General features: G+C 72.0%; 12 protein-coding genes. 2 read left to right on the forward strand and 10 right to left on the reverse strand.

Features of this window, described 5'->3' with window-relative positions; translation table 11 throughout:
* Positions 1 to 35: 35 nt before the first annotated feature.
* The 10 genes from OG417_RS49540 to OG417_RS49585 form a co-directional block, all read right to left on the reverse strand.
* Entirely contained in the window at positions 36 to 2837 is a 2802-nt protein-coding gene (locus OG417_RS49540) for a DUF6924 domain-containing protein (RefSeq protein WP_329245374.1), read from the reverse strand.
* Positions 2838 to 2978: 141 nt separating this feature from the next.
* The gene (hemL, locus tag OG417_RS49545) at positions 2979 to 4268 is read right to left on the reverse strand and encodes a glutamate-1-semialdehyde 2,1-aminomutase (RefSeq protein ID WP_329245376.1); all 1290 of its coding nucleotides are present in this window, start codon (positions 4266 to 4268) and stop codon (positions 2979 to 2981) included.
* Between the two features lie 60 nt (positions 4269 to 4328).
* Entirely contained in the window at positions 4329 to 4919 is a 591-nt protein-coding gene (locus OG417_RS49550; protein WP_329245379.1) for a bifunctional DNA primase/polymerase, read from the reverse strand.
* A 334-nt stretch (positions 4920 to 5253) separates the two neighbouring features.
* A complete protein-coding gene (gene hemB, locus OG417_RS49555) occupies positions 5254 to 6243 on the reverse strand; it encodes a porphobilinogen synthase (RefSeq protein WP_329245383.1) in 990 nt (329 codons plus the stop codon).
* A 20-nt stretch (positions 6244 to 6263) separates the two neighbouring features.
* Positions 6264 to 7784: a uroporphyrinogen-III synthase gene (locus OG417_RS49560; RefSeq protein ID WP_329263087.1), complete on the reverse strand. Its 1521-nt coding sequence runs from the start codon at positions 7782 to 7784 to the stop codon at positions 6264 to 6266.
* Positions 7785 to 7858: 74 nt separating this feature from the next.
* A complete protein-coding gene (gene hemC / locus OG417_RS49565) occupies positions 7859 to 8731 on the reverse strand; it encodes a hydroxymethylbilane synthase (protein ID WP_329263091.1) in 873 nt (290 codons plus the stop codon).
* Between the two features lie 29 nt (positions 8732 to 8760).
* On the reverse strand, positions 8761 to 10029 hold the full coding sequence (locus tag OG417_RS49570; protein WP_329245386.1) for a glutamyl-tRNA reductase: 1269 nt from the start codon (positions 10027 to 10029) through the stop codon (positions 8761 to 8763).
* Between the two features lie 126 nt (positions 10030 to 10155).
* Positions 10156 to 10860, reverse strand: coding sequence for a redox-sensing transcriptional repressor Rex (locus OG417_RS49575; protein WP_329245389.1), 705 nt, complete (start codon positions 10858 to 10860; stop codon positions 10156 to 10158).
* 409 nt (positions 10861 to 11269) lie between these two features.
* Positions 11270 to 11515, reverse strand: coding sequence for a glutaredoxin family protein (locus tag OG417_RS49580; protein ID WP_329245392.1), 246 nt, complete (start codon positions 11513 to 11515; stop codon positions 11270 to 11272).
* Positions 11505 to 13184 carry a putative quinol monooxygenase gene (locus OG417_RS49585; protein WP_329245395.1) on the reverse strand — a complete coding sequence of 560 codons (1680 nt, stop codon included), beginning with the start codon at positions 13182 to 13184 and terminating at the stop codon, positions 11505 to 11507. Before OG417_RS49585 ends, OG417_RS49580 begins: the two co-directional genes overlap by 11 nt.
* 174 nt (positions 13185 to 13358) lie before the next feature.
* Between OG417_RS49585 and OG417_RS49590 the strand changes: the two genes are divergently transcribed.
* Together OG417_RS49590 and OG417_RS49595 are read left to right on the forward strand one after the other, a co-directional pair.
* Positions 13359 to 13979 carry a sigma-70 family RNA polymerase sigma factor gene (locus tag OG417_RS49590; protein WP_329245398.1) on the forward strand — a complete coding sequence of 207 codons (621 nt, stop codon included), beginning with the start codon at positions 13359 to 13361 and terminating at the stop codon, positions 13977 to 13979.
* Positions 13980 to 14093: 114 nt separating this feature from the next.
* Positions 14094 to 14975: an HAD family hydrolase gene (locus OG417_RS49595; protein ID WP_329245401.1), complete on the forward strand. Its 882-nt coding sequence runs from the start codon at positions 14094 to 14096 to the stop codon at positions 14973 to 14975.
* The last annotated feature ends 38 nt before the right edge of the window (positions 14976 to 15013 follow it).

Here is a 15013-nt window from a genome sequence, read left to right on the forward strand (position 1 = left end):
CGACGGGAAGTGCGGCTCCATTCCGATGGTCGTCGTCACACCATGCGCTCGTACACACCGTCGCCGGCGAAGTCGTCGAAGTCCATGTTGCCGAGACCGAGGTTCGTGCTGATCTCGACGGCCGCGTCGGGCCGCAGGCGGAACTGCGTGACGAACTCCTCCTCGTCCTCCTCGAAGGGTTCGCCGTCCCACTCGGTCGTCACGGCCAGCAGCGGATGATCCGCCTCCCGCATGGTGGTGCCGTCGGCGATGAAGATCGCCCCCGGCAGGTCCGGATCGGGCATGGCCGCGCGGACGTCCTGGAGCACCCGTTCGGTGGAGGCTCCGGCGTACCTGGGCTCGGAGATCAGGTAGGGGTCCACCGGATCGTCCTCGAACCACGGCGTCCGCAGTTCCTCGATCACCCGCTGCCAGGCGTCCTCGTCGGTGAAGTCGGTGCGGATCACCAACGGGTTCATGCCGTCGTACTCCGCGACCGTCAGGGCCGGCTCGGCCGGACGCGTCGCGGACGGTGACCGCGCCGGTGCCAGGACGCCGCCGAGCAACGTGCCACCGAGGTCGGCGGCGCTGGGAATCGCCCCGGACGCGCGGAACACCAGCTCGTGCCGGTGCAACTCGTGCACGATGTCGTCCAGCGCGGCGGCGACCTCCGCCACCTTGGTCCCCTTGCGACGGCGCGGGTCGTCGCGCAGCTCGGTCACGAGCCCGCCGTCCCGATGGATGCTGAACGTCCCCCCGAAGCCGCTTCCTCCGGGCGGCCGGTGCAAGGCCACCACCGAGGGCGCCAGCTCCGCCACCGGCAGGGCGGGGTCGTCGCTCACGAGGAGAACGTCCGGCCCCACGGCGATCGCCGCCACCACGGTGCCCTCATCGGGACGTACGGTGTCCCGGTGCCGGGCGAGCCCGCGCCACGTGCTCCGCAGCACCGCGTCCGGCGCGACACCCGTACGCCGGAGCACCTCCTCCGGGTCGCCGTCCCTCACCACCGCGACGCAGTAGCCGCGGCCCTCCCCCACCAGGGCGCCGAACCATGCGGCCAGGTCGTCATTCGGCGGCATCGCCGGCTCGCGCACCGGGGCCGGGCGCGTCGAGCGGCCGGCGGACGCCCATACGACGGCGCCGGTCTCGTCACGGAGCTCCGCCGCGCCGCGGACGACGGTGAGTTCGGCGCCGGGCCCGGCGATCTCTTCCACCACGGCACCGTCCGGGGTCCGCGAGCGCAGGAACCCGTCGTCGTCGAGCACCAGGATGTTCTCCTGGTCGTAGAACCGGTCCCAGTGCGAGGTCCGCCCCCGCAGGATGAGGCGGGCCACGCGGCCGTCGTGGAACAGCACGGTCGACCGGTCATCGCTGGTCAGCGACTGTCCGTACAGGCTCTCGCCGCGGCGCATCGTCGAGCCGCGGGCCGCCGTCCGGTGGCCGGCCCCCGACGCCGCGGACACCTGGGGAGTCCCCGAACTCCACACCACGGCACCGTCCGCGCCGGTCAGGGCCAGCTCGCCGCTGTCCCGCATCTCCAGCCGCCGTACGCCCAGCCACCCCGTGCCGGTGCTCCACACCCGGCTGCCCTGGTGGTCCCAGGCCACGAGGTCGCCGTCGGGCCCGAGGCACACCATGTTCGAACTCGGCGAGTCGCTGACCCACACCCGCTCCCGGGTGACGTTGTCCCGTACCGCCAACGACGGTTCGTACACCGAGTGCAGCACCGTGAACCGCCCCGACGGTGAGGTCAGGGACTCCATCGACAGGCTGCCGCCCAGCGGCAGCCACGATCCTCCCGGCCGCCATTCCTCCCACTCGGCCGGCCGGCTCCCGCGGGTCCGGGGCGAGGGCGGAGAGCCGGGCTCCGGCGCGTCGACGGGCGGCGGTCCCGGTGGTGCCTGCGCGACACGCGTGCCCCGGTAGGCGACCGGGGCGTGGCCCGCACGCCGGCGGTAGCCGACGAAACCGCCGCTCCCGCCGGCCAGGAGCCGGACGGCCTGAAGTTGCAGGTGCGGGGAGCCGTGGTTGGCGGTGATGTCGAGACGGTAGTGGTCATAGGCGCCCGGGTCGGCGATCCGGTACGCCCTGGGCTGGTGCCGCCCGGCGAACGACTGACCGGAGCGGACATCGAGCGTTCGCCACGTCTGCCCGTCCGCTGAGCCGCGCAGGGTCCACGCCGCCGGGTCGCGATCAGGCGCGTCATTGGCGGAGGTGAGAACGTACCGGTCCACCGCGACCGGCCGGGTCAGCCGGAACTCCAGGGACGCACGGCTGTGCGGTGCGAACCACTTGCGGGTCGAGGCGTCCACGAGGTTCGCGGCCACCTCGCCCGCGTCGCGATGTTCGGCACTGGCCCACACGGCGCTCACCAGGTCGCCGACGTCCGCGTTACCGGACGGGCTCACCGAACGCAGCGCGACCGAACAGGCGTCGCCCGATCGCTCCTGCCAGGCCGCCCACCGCACCGGCGCCTCGCCGCCGTCGTCGATCAGCAGCCGCAGCCGCCCCGCCGGGCGCCGGCCCCCGGCCTCCTCGGCCTCAGTGTCGAACTCCTGCCCACCGGCTCCGTCCGGGTACTCCCGCCGGTGGTCGAGTTCGCCCCGCATCTCCACCACGTCGCCGCCGGTCGTACGGCGATGGCCGTAACAGCTCGCCATGTCCGGCGAGAAGCCCAGCGAGGACTGCGTGCCGTCCTCCGTCATCCAGGACAGCTGCGCCGGCACCGCGTCCCCGCCGTCGCTCACCCGCACCAGCAGCCGCGAGGCCGGAAGCCACTCCGCGGAGCCCCACTCCCGCCGCCACATGCGAAACGCGAACACCGGTGCCCCATTGGGCACCACCGTCGACTCCGCCATCTCTCCGCGCCCCTGTCCGTCTCCATCGGCCACTGAAACCCCTATAGGGGCCTACGGCCACCGCCGGGGATGGTTCATCCGGCGACGGATCAGGCCTCGCCTGACGCGGGTGAGGGCCTGCCGGACGCGGCGGGACGGCCTTCAAGCCTCCGCGGCGGCCCTCGCCGCGTGGGGCAGCGCGTCGGCGATGCGTTCGAGCGCCGCGTCGTCGTGCGCGGCCGACAGGAACCACGCCTCGTACGACGACGGGGGCAGGTGGACGCCGTGCTCCAGCGCGGTGTGGAAGAACGCCGCGTACCGCTTGGTGTCCTGGCGCTGGGCGGCGGCGAAGTCGCGCACCTCGCCGTCGGCGAAGAAGATCGAGAACAGGCTGCCCGCGGTCTGGAGCCGGTGCGGCACGCCCTCCTTGGCCAGCGCGGCGGTCGCGAGGCCGGCCACCGTCTCGGCCGCGTGGTCGACCCGGGCGTACACCTCGTCGGTCGCGCCGCGCAGCGTGGCCAGGCCGGCCGCCGTGGCCAGCGGGTTACCCGACAGCGTGCCGGCCTGGTAGACCGGGCCGGCCGGGGCCAGCTTCGCCATGATGTCGGCCCGGCCGCCGAACGCCGCCGCGGGCAGCCCGCCGCCCATGACCTTCCCGAACGTCACCAGGTCGCCGGCCACGCCGTCGATGCCGTACCAGCCCGACCGCGACACGCGGAAGCCGGTCAGCACCTCGTCCATGATCAGCAGCGCCCCGTACTGGGCGCACAGAGCCTTGAGCCGCAGGTTGAAGTCGTCGCGGGGCGGCACGATGCCCATGTTCGCCGGGCACGCCTCGGTGATGACGCAGGCGATCTCGTCGCCGTTCGCGGCGAAGGCCTCCTCGACCGCGGACAGGTCGTTGTAGCCGAGCACGATGGTGTCCGCGGTCGCCGCGCCGGTGACGCCCGGCGAGTCGGGCAGGCCGAACGTCGCCACGCCCGAGCCGGCCGACGCCAGCAGGCCGTCGGCGTGGCCGTGGTAGCAGCCGGAGAACTTAACGATCTTGGATCGGCCGGTGAAGCCGCGCGCCAGCCGGATCGCCGACATGGTGGCCTCGGTGCCGGAGTTGACGAGCCGGACCTGCTCGACCGGCGCCCGGGCGACGATCTCCTCGGCCAGCTCGACCTCGCCCTGGGTGGGCGCGCCGTACGACGTGCCGAGCGCGGCGGCGCGCTGGACGGCCTCCACCACGGCCGGGTGGGCGTGGCCGAGGATCATCGGCCCCCACGAGCAGATCAGGTCGACGTACTCGTTGCCGTCGGCGTCGGTGAGGTACGGCCCGCGAGCGGACGCGATGAAACGCGGCGTGCCGCCGACGGCGCCGAAGGCACGCACGGGCGAGTTGACTCCGCCCGGCACGACCGCGCCCGCTCGCGCGAAGAGTTCCTGCGATATCCGATCCGAAGTCACGCCATCGAGTCTCCCAGACCGGAATCCGCCCGACGACGGGCCCCACCCCCGCCCACGGTGTCACTCGCAGACGTCGGCGAGGATCTCCAATACGCGGAGGGGGTCGGGCAGAGTGGCGTTCTCCGGGAAGGCGACCCAGCTCACCTCGCGGCCGAACGGCAGCGCCGACGGCGGTGCCACGACGTAGCTGTCACGGCAGTGCCAGCGCATGCCCGGGGTCTCCTCGACGCTCTCCGGCACCGTGTCCAGGTGGCAGGACCACCACTCGTCCTCGTCCTCCGGTGCTCCCCTCGTCGCGACGAAGAACAGATAGCGCTCGTCGCCCATCGCGGCGACCGGGCCGATCGGTACCTCGTCGCGCTCCATCCGGGCCAGCGCCAGCCGCCCGGCCTCCGCCGGCACGTCGAAGACGTCGAAGACCCGGCCGGTCGGCAGGATGATGTTCGCCTCGGGCGTGGTGTTCCACCACTGGCCGACGCGGTCGGTGTCGACCGTGGCCTGCAACTTCCATACCTGCGACGACGGATGAGCGCCCGGCGACGGGCAGCCGATCCGGTCGCACGAGCAGGCGCGCGTCCCGTCGGTGGCCGGATGCGCGCCGGGACAACAGGGCCAGCCGAGGGCCGCGTACTGCTGAGCCGCGGCCCCCATATGCACTTTTTGCCGCTTCGCCGACTGTTTGCCGGAATGCCTGCCACCAGACCGCGCGACGGACTTCTTGACGGATGTGTCCAACATCGCTCCCCCTCCACCCTCTTACCTTCGATGATGACGTGGCGGTGTACGAGCGGTTGCGACAACCCCGGGATAGCCGCGAACACGTGACCTGAGCACGATGGCCGGGCACGCCTCATAGCCGCATGAGAGCGGCGTGATAGAGGCGTGCGGAACGATGCAAGGACGCTCTGGGTTCGGGTCGTCACGGAGGCCGACCCGGCCTCTCAGCGACCCTCGATCCGGTGATGCGACGTACGCCAGGCGACCGTCAACGCCCGGCGAGCGACCGGCCGAACTCGGTGGCCCAGTAGGTCAGGATGATGTCCGCGCCGGCGCGGCGGATCGAGGTCAGCGTCTCCTCGATGATGCGCCCGCGGTCCACCCAACCCTGCGCGGCGGCCGCCTCGACCATGGCGTACTCGCCGCTGACCTGGTACGCCGCGACCGGAACGCGGACCGAGTCGCGGACCCGGCGGATGATGTCGAGGTAGGTCAGCGCGGGCTTGACCATGACCATGTCGGCGCCCTCGTCGAGGTCGAGCAGCACCTCGCGCAGGGCCTCCTCGGCGTTGGCCGGGTCCTGCTGGTACGCCGCGCGGTCGCCGAACTGGGGCGCGCACTCGGCCGCCTCGCGGAACGGCCCGTAGAAGGCCGAGGCGTACTTCGCGGCGTAGGCCATGATCGACACACCGGAGTAGCCGGCCTTGTCCAGGGCGGAGCGGATCGCCCCGACCTGCCCGTCCATCATGCCGCTCGGCGCGACGACCTCCGCGCCCGCGGCGGCCTGCGCCGCGGCGATCGAGGCGTAGCGCTCCAGCGTCGCGTCGTTGTCCACCTCGCCGGAGGAGGTGAGGATGCCGCAGTGCCCGTGGTCGGTGTACTCGTCGAGGCACAGGTCGGCCATGATCACGGTCGCGTCGCCGACCTCCGACGACAGGTCGCGCAGGGCCTTCTGCACGATGCCCGCCGGGTCGTCCGCGCCCGAGCCCCGGCCGTCCTTGACCGCCGGGATGCCGAACAGGATCAGTCCGCCGACGCCGGCCTCCACCGCCTCGTGGGCGGCCTTGCGCAGGGTGTCGCGCGTGTGCTGCACCACGCCCGGCATGGAGCCGATCGGCTGCGGCTCGGCGATGCCCTCCTTGACGAACAGCGGCAGAACTAGGTCGCTGGGCCGTACCTGGGCCTCGGCGACCAGCCGGCGCATCGCGGGGGTTCGGCGAAGCCGCCGGGGACGTACGACGGGGAACTGCGCGGACACTGCGACCTTCTCTCGAGCGGCTACTTTCGGCGACGCGCTCCGCGCCGCATCTCACTGGGCTTGCGCAGCGGGTCGCCGGCCTCGACCTGGGCGGCCCGGCGCTTGGCACCGTACTCCGCCAGCGCCTCGGCGAGGGCACTGGCCGACGGTTTGTCCGCGGTCACGTCGACGCGCAGGCCGTACTCCTCGGCCGTCTTGGCCGTCTGCGGGCCGATCACGGCGATGACGGTCACGTTGTGCGGCTTGCCGGCGATGCCGATGAGGTTGCGGACCGTCGAGGACGAGGTGAACAGCACGGCGTCGAACCCGCCGCCCTTGATCGACTCACGGATCGGCTGCGGCGGGGGCGCGGCGCGGACGGTGCGGTAGGCCGTGACGTCGTCGCACTCCCAGCCCAGCTCGGTCAGGCCGGCGACGAGCGTCTCGGTCGCGATGTCGGCGCGCGGGAGCAGCACCCGGTTGATCGGATCAAGGTCCTTGTCGTACGGCGGCCAGACCTCCAGGAGCCCCTCGGAGGACTGCTGACCGGTCGGCATCAGGTCGGGCCGTACGCCGAACTCCACCAGCGAGGCGGCCGTCTGCTCGCCGACCGCCGCGACCTTGAGGCCGGCGAAGGCACGGGCGTCCAGGCCGTACTGCTCGAACCGCTCGCGCACGGCGCGCACGGCGTTGGCCGAGGTGAACACGACCCACTCGTAACGCCCGGTGACGAGACCCTTGACGGCACGTTCCATCTGTTGCGGAGTGCGAGGGGGCTCGACGGAGATCGTCGGCACCTCCTCGGGCACCGCGCCGTACGAGCGGAGCTGTTCCGACAGCGAGGCGGCCTGCTCCTTGGTGCGGGGCACGAGCACGCGCCAGCCGAACAGCGGCTTGGTCTCGAACCAGGACAGCTTCTCCCGCCAGCCGACGACGTCGCCGACGACGATCAGGGCGGGCGCGTCGAGGTTCTTGGTGGCGGGGGCCACGCGGGCGAGCGTGGAGGCCACGGTGTACTGCTCGGTCGTGGTGCCCATGGAGGTGACCGTGACCGGCGTGGTGTCGGGCCGGCCGGCGGCGACCAGGCCCTTGGCCACCTCGCCGATGGTGTTCTCCGCGCCGAGGATGACCAGGGTCGAGGCGCTGGAGTAGGCGCTCCAGTCGACGCCGCCCTCCTGCGCGTCGACCACGGTGACGTCGCGGTGCTTGCCGTCGGTCAGCGGGATGCCGGTGTAGGCGGGCACCCCGGTGATCGCCGAGATGCCGGGGACGATCTCGAACGGGACGTTCGCCTTGATACAGGCCTTGGCCTCGTCGGCCATCACCGACGCGACGCCCGGGTCGCCGAGGAAGACCCGCGCCACCAGGCCGGCCGAGCGGGCCAGGGTGACCGGGTTGACCGTGCCGGGCTCGACGATCTCGGCGGCCGGGTTGAAGTGCTCGCGGAACCGCGAGGCCGTGGCCTCGTGCACCACGATGACGTCGGCCGCGCCGAGCAATCGCATGGCCCGCAGCGTTAGCAGCTCCGGGTCTCCCGGGCCGACACCGACAAAAGCCACCATGCCCGGCTGCCCGGCCGGCTTCTTGCCGGTACGGGACGCGCCGCTCGCGGCGGCCGGGCTCTTGCTCGCGGGGCTCAAGATGTGCGCTCCCCCATCAACTGGTCGGCCCCCTTGGCGATCATCCGGGCCGCGAGGTCGCGTCCCAGCCGCTCGGCCAGGTCAGGGTGGCCGCTTACCGACAATCGGACCTGTCGTTCACCGTCGTACCCGGCAACGACTCCGATGAGATGCAGTGTTCGTTCTTCCAGAGCAGCGTATGCGCCCACCGGGGCGGAACAGCCCGCCTCGAGCTCGGCGAGCAGGGCGCGCTCGGCGGTGACCGCCGTACGGCTCGCGTGGTCGTCGAGGGCCGCGAGGATCTGGAGAAGATCGGCGCGGTCGGCCCGGCACTCGACCGCCAGGGCGCCCTGGCCGGGCGCCGGCAGCATCTGTTCCGGGTCGAAGACCTCCGACACCGCGTCCAGCCGGTCGATCCTCGTCAGCCCGGAGTAGGCGAGCACGATCGCGTCGAACTCGCCGGAGGTCACCTTGCGCAGGCGTGTGTCGGCGTTGCCGCGGATCGGGACGACCTCCAGGTCGTGCCGCAGCGCGCGCAGCTGCGCCATCCGGCGCGGCGATCCGGTGCCGATCCGCGCGCCGCTTGGCAGGTCGGCCAGTTTCGCCTCCCCGCACAGGGCGTCGCGCGGGTCGTCACGAGCCGGTACGGCCGCCAGGGTGATGCCCTCGGCGGGCGCCGTCGGCAGGTCCTTCAGCGAGTGGACGGCGAAGTCGATCTCGCCGTCGAGCACCTTCTGGCGCAGCGCGTTGACGAACACGCCCGTGCCGCCGATCTGCGCCAGGTTGGCCTTGGAGACGTCACCCTCCGTCGTGACGCCCACGAGCTCGACCTCATGGCCGGTGCGCTCGGTCAGGGCGTCGGCGACCAGACCCGACTGCGTCATCGCCATCAGGCTGCGGCGCGTCCCCAAAGTGAATCTCACAGAACGTCCTCCGCCCGGATCACGGCCTCCGGAGCCTTGGGATCGAGATCGAACAGCTCGCGCAGGGCCTCGGTGTAGGTGTCGCCGCCGGGCGAGGCGGCGAGCTCCTTGACGCGTACGGTCGGCGCGTGCAGCAGCTTGTCGACGACGCGGCGCACGGTCTGGGCGATCTCCTCGCGCGCCTTGTCGTCCAGGCCCGGCAGGCGCCCGCCCAGCCGGCCCAGCTCGGCGTCGACCACCTCGGCCGCCTTGCTGCGCAGTGCCACCACGGTCGGCGCGACGGTCGCCGCGACCAGGCCGAGCTGGAACGCCTGGACCTCCTCGCAGACGATCCGGCGCACGGCCTCGATGTCGCCCGCGGCCGGGGCGTCGTCGGCGTCGCGCAGGTCGTCCAGGGCGACCAGGGTCACGCCCGGCAGGTCGCGTACGGCCGGGTCCACGTCGTGCGGCAGCGCCAGGTCCAGCAGGAACGCCGGTCCGTCGACCATGTCCGGCGTGATCACCAGGCCGGTGGCACCCGTGCAGGAGACGATGATGTCGGCCTCGGACATCGCCTGCCGCAGGTCCGCCAGCTCGATCGCCCGCGCCGGCACCTCTGCCGAACGCGCCAGGTGCGCGCCGCGCTCGTAGGTGCGGTTCGCGATGACGATCTCACCGATGCCCCCGCGGGCGAGGGTGGCGACCGCCAGGCCGCTCATCGACCCGGCGCCCACGACCAGCGCCCGCCGGCCCTCCAGCGAACCGGCCCGGCCGAGCCCCACGCTGACCAGGGAGGCGCCGGCCCGGTCGATGCCGGTCTCGTTGCGCGCCCGCTTGCCGACCCGCAGCGCCTGCTGCACGAGCTCGTTGAGGGCCCGGTCGACGGTGTCGTTCGCCTGGGCGGCCTTGAGCGCGGTGCGCAGCTGGCCGAGGATCTGTCCCTCGCCGACGACCATCGAGTCGAGCCCGCAGGCCACGGAGAAGATGTGCTGGACCGCGCGTTCTTCGTAGTGGACGTAAAGGTGCTTGGACAGCTCGTCCAGCGGCACGTCGGAATGGCGCGAGAGCAGTTCGGAGATCGAGGAGACACCGGCGTGGAACTTCTCGACGTCGGCGTAGACCTCGATCCGGTTGCACGTCGAGACGACGACGACACCGTCCACGTTCGCGGCCTGGTGCACGTCGTGCAGGAGCTTGTCCAGCCGGTCGCCGCTGACCGCGGTCCGCTCCAGCAGCGTGACGGGGGCGCTGCGGTGACTCAGCCCGACGACGAGGACACTGCTCATGAATCCTCCTTCGTCAGAGCGTCCTGAGGCGCGTGTTCACCGGTTCGCTCGCTCACGCGACCACCCCGCCGGTCCGGTCCGCCTCGGCGGGCCGTGTTTTCACGGCTGTTGACGTGCTGGTACGGCTCATTGGCCCTCTACCGCCTCGAGATACTCCTCTTCCACGCCGCTCGGGCCACCGGCCTTGCGCTGCTCGTGGAACGCGAGGATCTGTAGCTCAATCGACAGGTCGACCTTACGCACATCGACACCGTCGGGTACAGAAAGAACGACAGGGGCGAAATTGAGGATGCTCGTCACCCCGGACGTCACCACCCTGTCGCAGACCGGCTGCGCCGCGGGCGCGGGAACGGCCAGGACGGCGATCGAAATCCCGTTGTCCTTGATGACCGTCTCGAGATCGTCGATGTGCTCGACGGTCAGGCCGGCGATCACCTCCCCGACGATCCCCGGCTCGGCGTCCAGCAGCGCCGCCATGCGGAACCCGCGCGAGGCGAACCCGCCGTACCCGGCCAGCGCGCGACCAAGGTTACCGATACCGACGATGGCGACCGCCCAGTCCTGAGTCAGGCCGAGCTCGCGGGAGATCTGGTAGACGAGGTACTCCACCTCGTATCCGACGCCTCGGGTGCCGTAGGAACCCAGGTGGGACAGGTCCTTGCGGAGCTTGGCGGAGTTGACGCCGGCTGCGGCGGCCAGCTCTTCGGAGGAGACGGTGGCGACACCGCGTTCGGCCAGGACGTGCAGCGCGCGCAGGTAGACCGGAAGCCGGGCCACGGTCGCTTCTGGGATGCCGCGGTTCCGTTCACCGAGGGTGGATCGACGGGTCACAGGCCTGCTTTTCCGGGGTTCGACACGCGGCCGGTCCGTATGGTGCCTTGGGCCACACGGCGAACGAACCGCCTGGACTCCCACCAGATTAAGCCCTTGTGAACACGCGCACAAAGTCGGGAGCCGAACACACGTGCGCCAGAGAGGTCCGGACCCGCCCGGATTGCCCAGCTCACGGGCGTCTCGCGGCGAACCCCGGCACCTTCCGAGTCACGCCCGCCTCGCGTGGCCGTGTGACCGAAAAGACATCGGGAGCCGTGGACACCGGACCGCGGACCCGCCTCAGGAGTCGATCGAGGTCCCGGAAATCTCCTCGTTTCACTCACGTCGGCGGCGAGCGGAGCCGATTCCCACCGGACCGGCACCGCGCACCGGCAGACCGCATCCGGCCAACACGGCCGCCTCGTGGTCAGGCCGTGAGGGCCGCGCGCAGGCGACGCTCGTCGACCCGCCAGAAGTCGTGCTGGACGCCGTCGACGAACGTCACCGGGATCTGGTCCCCGTAGAGACGCGTGTCCTCCTCCGACGCGGTGATGTCGCGTTCTTCCCAGGTCACGCCGAGTTCGCCGGCGACCTTCACGATCACCTCGCGGGCGTCGTCACACAGGTGGCACCCGGGCTTGCCGAGCAGGAGGATGCGCGCGTCATCGGCCATGGGGCCAGCGTACGGGCCGCGAGGGGCCGCCCGGTCCCCCACCGCCGCCGTTCCTCCCACCGGGACCGCCGCGCCCGCCGCGCCCACCGGGACCGCCTCGTCCGCCGGGCCCGCCACGGCCACCGGGCGCGCCCTGCCCACCGGCTCCGCCCTGCCCGCCCGGTCCACCCGGGCCGCCGCGTCCACCCGGGCCTCCGCGCCCGCCCGGACCTCCGCGTCCACTCGGGCCGCCGCGTCCGCCGGGCATCTCCGGCCCGCCGGGTCCGCCGGGCGTCTCCGGTCCGCCAGGCCTGCCAGGCCCCCCGCCGGGTCCGGCGGGGCCGGCGGGCCCCATCGCTCCGGCGAGAGCGGCGAGGCTGCCCGCGCTGACGGTCAGTTCGAGGACGTTGGTGCCGCTGACATGCGCCCGCGCCTCGCGGGCGAACCGCTGGACGTGTGGCTGGCGGGTGTGCGTCTCGACCGCGTTCGCGTCGCGGAAGAGCTGGTAGAACAGTCGCTGGTTCGGCGAGTTGTCCACGGTGTGGCAGGCGTAGACGAGGGTGCCCGGCTCGGCCTGGCGTACGGCGTGGGCGACCTCGGCCGCGAGCCGGTCGAAGGCGTCGGCGTGCCCTTCGATGATCGTATAAATCATGATCCGGCCGTACTGGCCCATGACGGGCGGGCCCTGGGGCGCACGGCCCGGCGCCGCCGCCGGCGGGGCGAAGGACGGCTGCCCCTCGCGCCGGGGCCGGGCGTACCCGCCCGTGTCATACCCGCCGGTGTCGTATCCGCCTCTGTCGTACCCGCCCGTGTCATAGCCACCGGTGTCATAGCCGCCCGTGTCATAGCCACCGGTGTCGTACCCGCCGGTGTCATAGCCCTCCGCGTCGTAACCGCCCGTGTCGTAACCGCCCTGCTGGCGCCGCCTGCCGCGGCGCCGCCCGTTGTTGTACTGCCCGTCGTCGTAGGGCTGCTGGTGGCGCGACATTTCCTCGTACGGCTCCGGTTCTTCATCGTCGGGGGCGGGTGGGCCGCCCGGCGCGAGCCGGGAGGCGCCGAACCACACAAGGGCGGCGGACCCGCCGAGCGCCAGGGGCGCCAGCGGTCCGGGCAGGTAACCACGCATCGCGGCGACCGTGAGCACCCCGGCGAGCGCGACCATGGCGAGGGTCGGCATGGTCTCGGCCGCCTGCCGGTCACGCCTGTTGCCGCGCACCGCGGTGACCGCGACGCACGAGACCAGGGAGACGACGGCGAAGAGGTGTGCTCCGTCGAGCACCAGGCCGGGCAGCGATGAGTAGTGGCCGGACACCTTCGGCAGGCTCTTGCCGAAGGTGCCGACGATCGGGTCGAGCAGAATGATGACGACGGCGACGATCACGTACGACGCCGCGATGAGCCGCGCGGCGAACCGCGCCTGTACCGTCCGCGCGATCAGTTCGACGACGCCCAGCGCCAGGGTCAGCGGCGCGATCAGCGACCCGAACAGCTCGGTGCACCGCAGCAGCGCCGGCCCGAAGCCCGCCGCGTAGCCGACGGTCATCGAGGCGAGCGCGATCCCGAGGACCAGGAGGGTGCCGCACCACGCGAGCAGGTACATACGCCGGTCTGGCAGGGTGCGCGTAACCAGCAACCCGGCGCCTCCGAGGGCCGCGAGGGTCGCCAGAAGCGCCAGAGCGACGTTGACCATCGCCCCCAATGGTGCCCGATCACGCGCCTGGACGGGTAACGAAGAGCCACTGCATATGTGCAAAGAGCGGATAAAGGCGGCTGTTTACTCGAGCATCACCATTGCCAGCTTACTCACCAGTATCTAGCATGTTCCGACACCCCCCGTGGTCGCGTCGTTCCCGAGGAGGACTGCATGCGCAGCCTTACCCTCGACCCCCCTGCCCACGCACGCCCCACCACCGGCGGCCCGCAGCCGTCCGAGGCCGCCCACGACGAGATGCGCGACCTCGTCCTTCGCGCCCGTGCCGGCGATCCCGAGGCCTTCGGCGTGCTCTACGACCGGTACGCCGACGTGGTCTACCGCTTCGTCTACTACCGCGTGGGCACGCACGCCCTCGCCGAGGACCTGACGAGCGAGACGTTCCTGCGCGCGCTCCGGCGCATCAGCCTGTTCACCTGGCAGGGCAAGGACTTCGGCGCGTGGCTCGTGACGATCGCCCGCAACCTCGTGCTCGACCACTTCAAGTCGGGCCGCCACCGCCTCGAGGTCTGCACGGCCGACCCCCTGGAGCCCGACCGCTGGGAGGAGGGCCCCGAACGCGCGGTGCTCGACTCCTTCACCCACCGGGCGCTGTTCTCGGCCGTACGGGAACTGGGCAACGAGCAGCGCGAGTGCGTGGTCCTGCGCTTCCTGCACGGCCTGTCGGTCGCCGAGACCGCCGAGATCATGGGCAAGAACACCGGTGCGATCAAGGCGTTGCAGTACCGCGCGACGCGGTCGCTGGCCCGTCTCTTTCCCGCCGATATCCGGTGAGATGGAGCTGAGGTCGGGGACCTCCAGCCATGTTCACGTACGGTGATGATTGGCGACGCGCCGCGCACGGGGTTGCCGGATCACCGCCGAAGGACGCTGGTTAGTCTCGTCTCCATGCGTCGACTGTGGCCATGGAGCGATGACGACGAAGTAGCCGACGAACTCGCGGGCGAGGCCGCGGCGGCGGCCGCGTCGTCCGACACCGAGCCGGTCGTACCGGACCCGAACGCCGCCGCGTTCTTCGACGTCGACAACACCCTGATCCGGGGCGCGTCGATCTACCACTTCGCCCGGGGGCTGGCCGCGCGGAAGCTGTTCACCTTCCGCGACCTGGCGATGTTCGCGCTCGGCCAGGTCTCCTTTCGCGTACGTGGCGCGGAGAACGCCGAGCACATCTCCACGGCGCGCGAGGCGGCCCTGGCGTTCGTCGCCGGCCGGAGCGTGGACGAGCTCGTCAGCCTCTGCGAGGAGATCTACGACGACAAGATGGCCGACCGCATCTGGCACGGCACGCGGTCGCTCGCGCTCAAGCACCTCGACGCGGGCCAGCAGGTGTGGCTCGTCACCGCGACCCCGGTCGAGCTGGCCCGGATCATCTCCCACCGCCTGGGCCTGACCGGCGCGCTCGGCACGGTCGCCGAGACCGAGAACGGCGTCTACACCGGCCGCCTGGTCGGCCATCTGCTGCACGGTCCGGCCAAGGCGGGCGCCGTACGCGCGCTGGCCCGCAAGGAGGGCCTGGACCTGTCCCGCTGCTCGGCGTACAGCGACTCCTACAACGACCTGCCGATGCTCACGACGGTCGGCCACCCCCACGCGGTCAACCCGGACGGTGACCTGCGCGACCACGCGCGCGAACACGGCTGGCCGATCCACGACTTCCGCACCGGCCGCAAGGTCACCATGGTCGCCCTGCCGGCCGCGGCCGGCACCGGCGCGCTGGTCGGCGGCGTCGCCGCCGGCGTGGCCCTCCGCCGCCATCACCGCGGTCGCTGAGACGAGGGCGCCCCTCACGCGGGGACGCCCTCGAAACC

It is taken from the genome of Actinoallomurus sp. NBC_01490 (genome assembly GCF_036227085.1).
In the GTDB taxonomy this organism is placed as follows: Bacteria; Actinomycetota; Actinomycetes; order Streptosporangiales; family Streptosporangiaceae; genus Actinoallomurus; species Actinoallomurus oryzae.